Here is a 6,000-nt window from a genome sequence, read left to right on the forward strand (position 1 = left end):
AAGAATAGATTTAATCAATGTGACTGAATTTGTTCGGTGGGTTAATAACGTTTTTAAATAAGAACTAAAATAATTAAATTCAATTGAACCTATGCCTATTTAAACAAATCAGAATGAGAGCCAGTTCTCGATAATCTTAGCAACTGCATACACTCATCCTTAATGACTTTATAAATTAATAGCCAATCAGGGGTGATGTGACATTCACGATAGCCATGCCAATTTCCAGAAAGGTTATGATCTTGATGCTTTGGGTGCAATGGTTCTTCCCTTTGCAATTGCCCCACAATCGAATCGATTAGCTTTCTATCCTTCCCCTGCTTCACTATCTTTTTTAAATCGCGCTTAAATTGAGTGGCTAATTCTAATTCAAGCATTATCTATAGAATCCCAAACATCCTTCATGGTTTTAAATCGCTCTCCTTTACCTGATTCAAGCTCTTTAATTGCATCAAGTGTCTTCTTGTTCGGTATTTTTACCTCAAACGGGAGACCATTTTGAAGACAAACTTGACTATAGAACAGTCGAATTGCCTCGGCTGTAGATAAACCTACTTTATGCAATATCGCTTCCGCCTGCATTTTAAGAGCAGGCTCAATACGAGCATTAATTGTCGCTGCCTTACTCATGTTATTTACTCCAAAATATCTTATAATTAAATTGTATAACAAATGCATTACATTTTCAATTCTCTTTGTTTTTTTTCTCTTTGTTTTTTACCTATCACTAGAGTACAGCCTTGTGATAGCAATGACCTCAATGTTCTGCAAAAAATAATTTCTTATATCACAGCATTTGGCAGATCGTGCTATTTCCATCTCATTAATCATCTTGATCAAATCAGGATTGATGTGAATAAGCGTTCCATTTTTATCGGCAATACAGGAACGTCAAGATAATATGTTTCGTATTCGACTTCATTTATAGGTTTTTATCCCCGATCTTTCACTATAGCAGCAGGTGATTCAAAGTAACCCTCATGCCAATATTTAATGACATAATAACTACTGCATAGCATGCTAATCACAGCAATAATAGCGACTAAAGATCCCAGTACTCTTGCCAATTGTACGCCAGCTCCTTGATTGCGTAGCCCCCAGATAATGAGACTTACACCTAATGAAAAAGCAATTAAGCCCAGCGTCATAGCTGTGTGAAATAGAAACATCATGGCAGATCTCCTTTTCTTTGGCGTTTGTGAAAAAGATGGGGGATAAATGCGGGTGTTTTTGCCGCATAACGTTGATAGGCTTCCCCAAACAACGCTTGCGTTTCTTGTTCTTCTCGGTGAGCAAGACGTACGTAGACGTAAACAAGGATGGGAAACATGATTAAGGTAATAAGCGTTGGCCATTGCAATAAAAATCCAATCATCACTAGAATGAACCCATCGTATTGCGGATGCCGAACGTAGGCATAAAGTCCTGTGGTGGCGAGTTGATTGGTTTTTTGCGCCGCATAAAGGGTACTCCACCCCGAATAAATGAGGTAAAGACCGCCAAAGATGAATACGTTACTCAAGATATGGAATAAGTCAAAATGCGGATCACCTTTCAGCCCTAATAGCGTATGCAGTAGATGACCCGAATCGTGGCCATAGAGGTTAATGCCAGGGTAATGGTTAGAAAGCCATCCGGATAATAAGTAGATGGTTAAAGGAAATCCATACATTTCCGTAAAATAAGCGATGACAAAGGCAGAAAAGGCGCCAAGGCTCTTCAAATCGCGTTTGGATTTGAGTTGAGTAAAACTGAGGGCAAAGAGAATAAAAATGGCTGAGTTAACCATCACTAAAAGCCAAAGACCATAAGCATTAGAATGTTCCATCATCTATCCTTTTCATTCGAATCCAGGTTGTTATCTTTTTTATCATGTTGCGTTTTGTGATTGCTATGTCCCCCATGCCCACCATGAAAAAGATGCATTAAAGGGCATAATAAAAACAACAGTATCCACCAGGGAAAAGCCGCCAAAAAACCGATCACATGGGCTTTGTGTTCTGTGAAAAGGTAATAACCGATAATCACGAAAATGAGAATTAGGATAAATCCACGCGCAGAAGGAAACCCGGATTTTTTGGTCTGTTGGTGTTGGTCATGTTCTGTGTTCATCATCCTTTATCCTTGTTATCTCCACCAAAAAGGGATTCAAATAAGTGTTCCATGAGGTTATTTCGCACATTCCTCACTGCCTCCAATGACGAGCGAACCATCTCACAAAACAGCTGTTCGTTGTTTTTAAATAAATTAGTACCTTCTAGCCTCTGACGATTCGCTTCGACTGCTTTTGCTACCAATAAAATGAGCCGCATGGTTGGATTTATTTTTTCAGAAAAGACATAGCGGCTCAGACGCATGGGATGCGTTTTCTCTAGCCAGAATGTCAGGAGAGGATTACTGATTGCCTGAATCCAAGGTTGACAAAGAGCGCGATAATATGTGTCGTTTGCCTCAGACAGTTTGCGCACCCTCTCGAAGGGTTCGATGGGATTGCTGGAACACAGTTCTGCGAGATCACGTTCTTTAAAGTAAACCTCATATTGCTCCTTGCTACAATCTGGATTGCCTGTTGGGTTGGTGATTATCATTTCATATAAACCGGGTGGTAACTTCTCAATGGCCGCGCAATGTTCCAAAATGGCGCGGTGTTCAAAGCGAACTACTTTGGCTGAAACGAAAATGCCTAAATGACCGATGGTAGGATGCAAAAGATAAATAATGCGTTGCTTGGCTTTTTTTAAATCATTTGTCGTTGGATAGATTCTTCTTAACCAATGCAGGGCTTGATAAGGTGGTGTAATTTCATCCCCTTGCGAAGCAAAAATCACAATAGGGTTATGGATGCGCTTTAAATCATAAACACAATCATGATGAATAGCAATTTCACCTCGCTCTAGTTTATTACCAATAAAAAGATTCTCAACCGTTGCTGTTATTTCCTCTGTGCTGAAGTGATAAAATCCATTCCACCAATGTTCAAAATCTAAAAAGCGCTCGCGCTCCGTGTCAACTGCATCAAAGAGATGGTGGTATTTATCCCAAATGGCGGTAGTGGGGTTTAACAGTTCAAAATTTTGTACAAGCCATGCCCCATCAAGGATTCCATCGTTCAAATCAGTAATGAAACGAGTAAGCCACACACCGCCTAAAAGCCCGCCGAGCAATTGCATGGGATTTACTTCTTCTTCGCCACTGGACCAATAAGAAATGGGAGAGCCATTCATCACGAGTGGGCCCACCAAGCCTGCGCAATCAGAAGCCAGTAACGCCAACATCCAACCCGCCTGGCAATTGCCATAAAGAATGGGTGGTTGGTCTTGATGCCAGGTTTTCACTTGTGCAACAAATTGCTTCATTGTTGCCAATACATCAGCCAATGTTTGATGCGGGATGGGTTGAGGGTAGAACATGACAAAATAAACGGCATGACCCCGATGTAGCGCAATTCCTATTTCAGAATCCCGTTTCATTCCACCAATCCCTGGCCCATGACCTGCCCTTGGGTCAACAATAATGACTGGCGGCTTATTGGGGTCGAAACACTGTTCAAAACACACATCATCAATTTCAAGAATTTTAAGTAGCGCATAATTCGTTTTGGGTTCCAAGGTTCTGCCATCCAGCACCAGCTCATACCTAAAGCACAGAGGTGGTGGCATCCCTTGTTGTTCATGTTCCATCATGTCATTGGCCCGCTGACGAAGTGTGTCGAAAAATAGGACACTTCGCTGCCAATAATCAATGTGATAATGAAACAAATCATTCCAAAGTGGGTAAGATTGAGAAAATACCTCGGTCAATGAGGACTTTTGTTCTTTGGGGATAGCGTCTTTCGCTCGCTTTAAATTATGTTCGTCCATGAAAATACCGTCTCGTTTGCCGCAACAATTAATATATAGCTTAGCACAAAGAACACTTAAACGACTTAGAAAACAATGAGGAGTGGTTACTCGACACCATTGGACTTCAATGCCCTTATCGCACAAAATTGCTAAAAAGAAATAAAGGACATTCATCACTAATAGAAATTCTTGTTTAAAATAAATAACCTTAATTTTAGGGAGGCAAAAATGGCTAGGTTAACCAGGTTAGAAAAAATTACTTTTTTAGTGATAATTTTTACCTTTTTTGTTTGCGCGTGTACTTCTGCGACAACGACAACCAATGAGTCTAAAAGTAATGATAATAAGAATAGCGACAAACACAGTAAAGCATCTGTTGGGCGCGTTTGGGTTGCTCATCCTAGAAGGCACTAATATTTTTTCACCTCCTGAGCAACTCAATTTGCAGAAGAATAGGCTTTGAAAGGCATCGAAAAGCCATTAAGCTTAATGCCAACCAATCCCTCCAGTATTGTGCCCTTCATAGGTATGAGAAACAGTATGTGAATTAGTGGCTTTTGTTGATGAAGCACACGAGGTAAACAGAAGGGTTGAGCTTAATAATATCACTACCCCAATAACTACTTTAAATAGTCTGATAGGTTGCATAGCAATGCTCCTTGCAATGAAATAAGGCGATTATTGAATCAATATAAAAACAACCTGTATCATTAGATAACTTATTATTATAATAGCACTATTAAAAACACGCGCTGCCAATCATTGTCACTTTTTGAAAAAGAGATGAGCGTACTCTAGGTATTGAGTCAATGCTCCTGAAATGAAAAATGACTAATATAACGTGTTGTACAGCATGTTATGCCACACCCCTAGAATCATCGAATAATTAATAAAAGGAGCATTTATCTTTATGTGTACGCCCGAAAGGTTTTGTCACAATAAATTAGATTTAATATAATTTTGAATTAATCAGTTCAACAGATATTGAACACCATAAACCACCTTTTTGGTAATAAAATGGCGTTAGAACTCTTTGAAAATGGAATGACAGGTTAAATTTTATGCTATGATTTACTATATTTTATTGATTCTATAGCTTAATACCAGGGATATCGGTGATGAACGGACTAGAAAAGGAATGCTGCCCCAAGAACATTATATTAACTAAGCAGGAAGAATCTTCAGAACATATAGACTCTTGCTGTGTACCCGATGATGCAGATACTACAGATAATGCCTTTGCTTTTTTCGGTCAGTTATTTCAAGCAAACCTTGCTAAATGGACTGCGGGGATAAGTCCTGCAGCGATAGGCTCTTCCTACTCCACTTGGCTTTGGCAATTAGCACAATCCCCAGAAGTATTATGGGAACTGGCCTTTTATCCTGTTTTTCATGCTAATGATTGCATTAATAACATCATTTGTGTTGAGCGTGCTGCCGGTGGCAAAGACGTACGTTTCAAAAAAGACAGTTGGCAGCCTATGCCTTGGCGTTTATATGCAGAAGGATTTTTGCAGGTGGAGGATTGGTGGCGACACGCCACAACCCATGTGCCAGGATTACCCGACCAGGTGGAGCATACCGTTTCGTTCTGGGCACGACAATTCCTCGATGCCCTATCGCCTTCCAATTGTGTTTGGTCTAACCCTGATTTATTCCATGAAGCCATTCGCACTGGGGGACTTAATCTCATTCAAGGCAGCCAAATCGCTATGGAAGACTGGTTCGAAAAGCTAACAGGCGCACCTCCTACAGGCTCTGAACATTTTATCCCTGGCAAACAAGTGGCGATTACCCCAGGACGGGTAATATTTCAAAATCATTTAATCGAATTGATTCAATACGAAGCTCAGACTAAAACCGTGTATAAAGAGCCCATACTGGTTCTCCCTGCCTGGATTATGAAATACTATATTCTCGATTTATCCCCCCATAACTCCTTGGTAAAGTGGCTTGTTAGACAAGGGCATACCGTGTTCATCATCTCCTGGCGCAATCCAGATAAAGAGGATCGTAATTTAGGAATGGATGATTATTATCGCCAAGGCGCCATGGCTGCGATTGATGCGGTATCAGCCATTCTGCCTCAAACAAAAATTAATCTGATGGGCTATTGTTTAGGTGGCACACTAGCCATGATTACGGCGGCCGCGATGAG

The 6,000-nt window shown here is 40.4% G+C and carries 9 protein-coding genes; 2 read left to right on the forward strand and 7 right to left on the reverse strand.

Features of this window, described 5'->3' with window-relative positions:
* Window positions 1-95 precede the first annotated feature (95 nt).
* From Lbru_RS09000 to Lbru_RS09025, 6 genes are all read right to left on the reverse strand, one after another.
* Entirely contained in the window at window positions 96-377 is a 282-nt protein-coding gene (locus Lbru_RS09000) for a type II toxin-antitoxin system RelE/ParE family toxin (RefSeq protein WP_058441828.1), read from the reverse strand.
* Window positions 370-630, reverse strand: coding sequence for a type II toxin-antitoxin system RelB/DinJ family antitoxin (locus Lbru_RS09005; protein ID WP_058441829.1), 261 nt, complete (start codon window positions 628-630; stop codon window positions 370-372). The genes Lbru_RS09000 and Lbru_RS09005 overlap by 8 nt, the downstream gene beginning before the upstream one ends.
* A gap of 302 nt (window positions 631-932) precedes the next feature.
* On the reverse strand, window positions 933-1,172 hold the full coding sequence (locus Lbru_RS09010) for a hypothetical protein (protein ID WP_058441830.1): 240 nt from the start codon (window positions 1,170-1,172) through the stop codon (window positions 933-935).
* Entirely contained in the window at window positions 1,169-1,828 is a 660-nt protein-coding gene (locus Lbru_RS09015) for a methyltransferase family protein (protein ID WP_058441831.1), read from the reverse strand. The genes Lbru_RS09010 and Lbru_RS09015 overlap by 4 nt, the downstream gene beginning before the upstream one ends.
* Window positions 1,828-2,115, reverse strand: a complete 288-nt coding sequence (locus Lbru_RS09020; RefSeq protein ID WP_370529181.1) for a DUF2933 domain-containing protein — start codon at window positions 2,113-2,115, stop codon at window positions 1,828-1,830. Before Lbru_RS09020 ends, Lbru_RS09015 begins: the two co-directional genes overlap by 1 nt.
* The gene (locus Lbru_RS09025; RefSeq protein WP_131793449.1) at window positions 2,112-3,860 is read right to left on the reverse strand and encodes a DUF3141 domain-containing protein; all 1,749 of its coding nucleotides are present in this window, start codon (window positions 3,858-3,860) and stop codon (window positions 2,112-2,114) included. Before Lbru_RS09025 ends, Lbru_RS09020 begins: the two co-directional genes overlap by 4 nt.
* 210 nt (window positions 3,861-4,070) lie before the next feature.
* On the opposite strand from Lbru_RS09025, the gene Lbru_RS17210 reads away from it, so the two are divergent.
* On the forward strand, window positions 4,071-4,256 hold the full coding sequence (locus Lbru_RS17210) for a hypothetical protein (protein WP_131793442.1): 186 nt from the start codon (window positions 4,071-4,073) through the stop codon (window positions 4,254-4,256).
* Between the two features lie 72 nt (window positions 4,257-4,328).
* Here the strand turns inward: Lbru_RS17210 and Lbru_RS17475 are convergent, their stop codons facing one another.
* On the reverse strand, window positions 4,329-4,490 hold the full coding sequence (locus tag Lbru_RS17475) for a hypothetical protein (protein WP_010652816.1): 162 nt from the start codon (window positions 4,488-4,490) through the stop codon (window positions 4,329-4,331).
* A gap of 470 nt (window positions 4,491-4,960) precedes the next feature.
* On the opposite strand from Lbru_RS17475, the gene Lbru_RS17805 reads away from it, so the two are divergent.
* Window positions 4,961-6,000, forward strand: a 1,040-nt coding sequence (locus Lbru_RS17805; protein WP_238583864.1) for a PHA/PHB synthase family protein, incomplete at its 3' end; no start/stop codon positions are given.

The organism is Legionella brunensis, assembly GCF_001467025.1.
Taxonomy (GTDB): domain Bacteria; phylum Pseudomonadota; class Gammaproteobacteria; order Legionellales; family Legionellaceae; genus Tatlockia; species Tatlockia brunensis.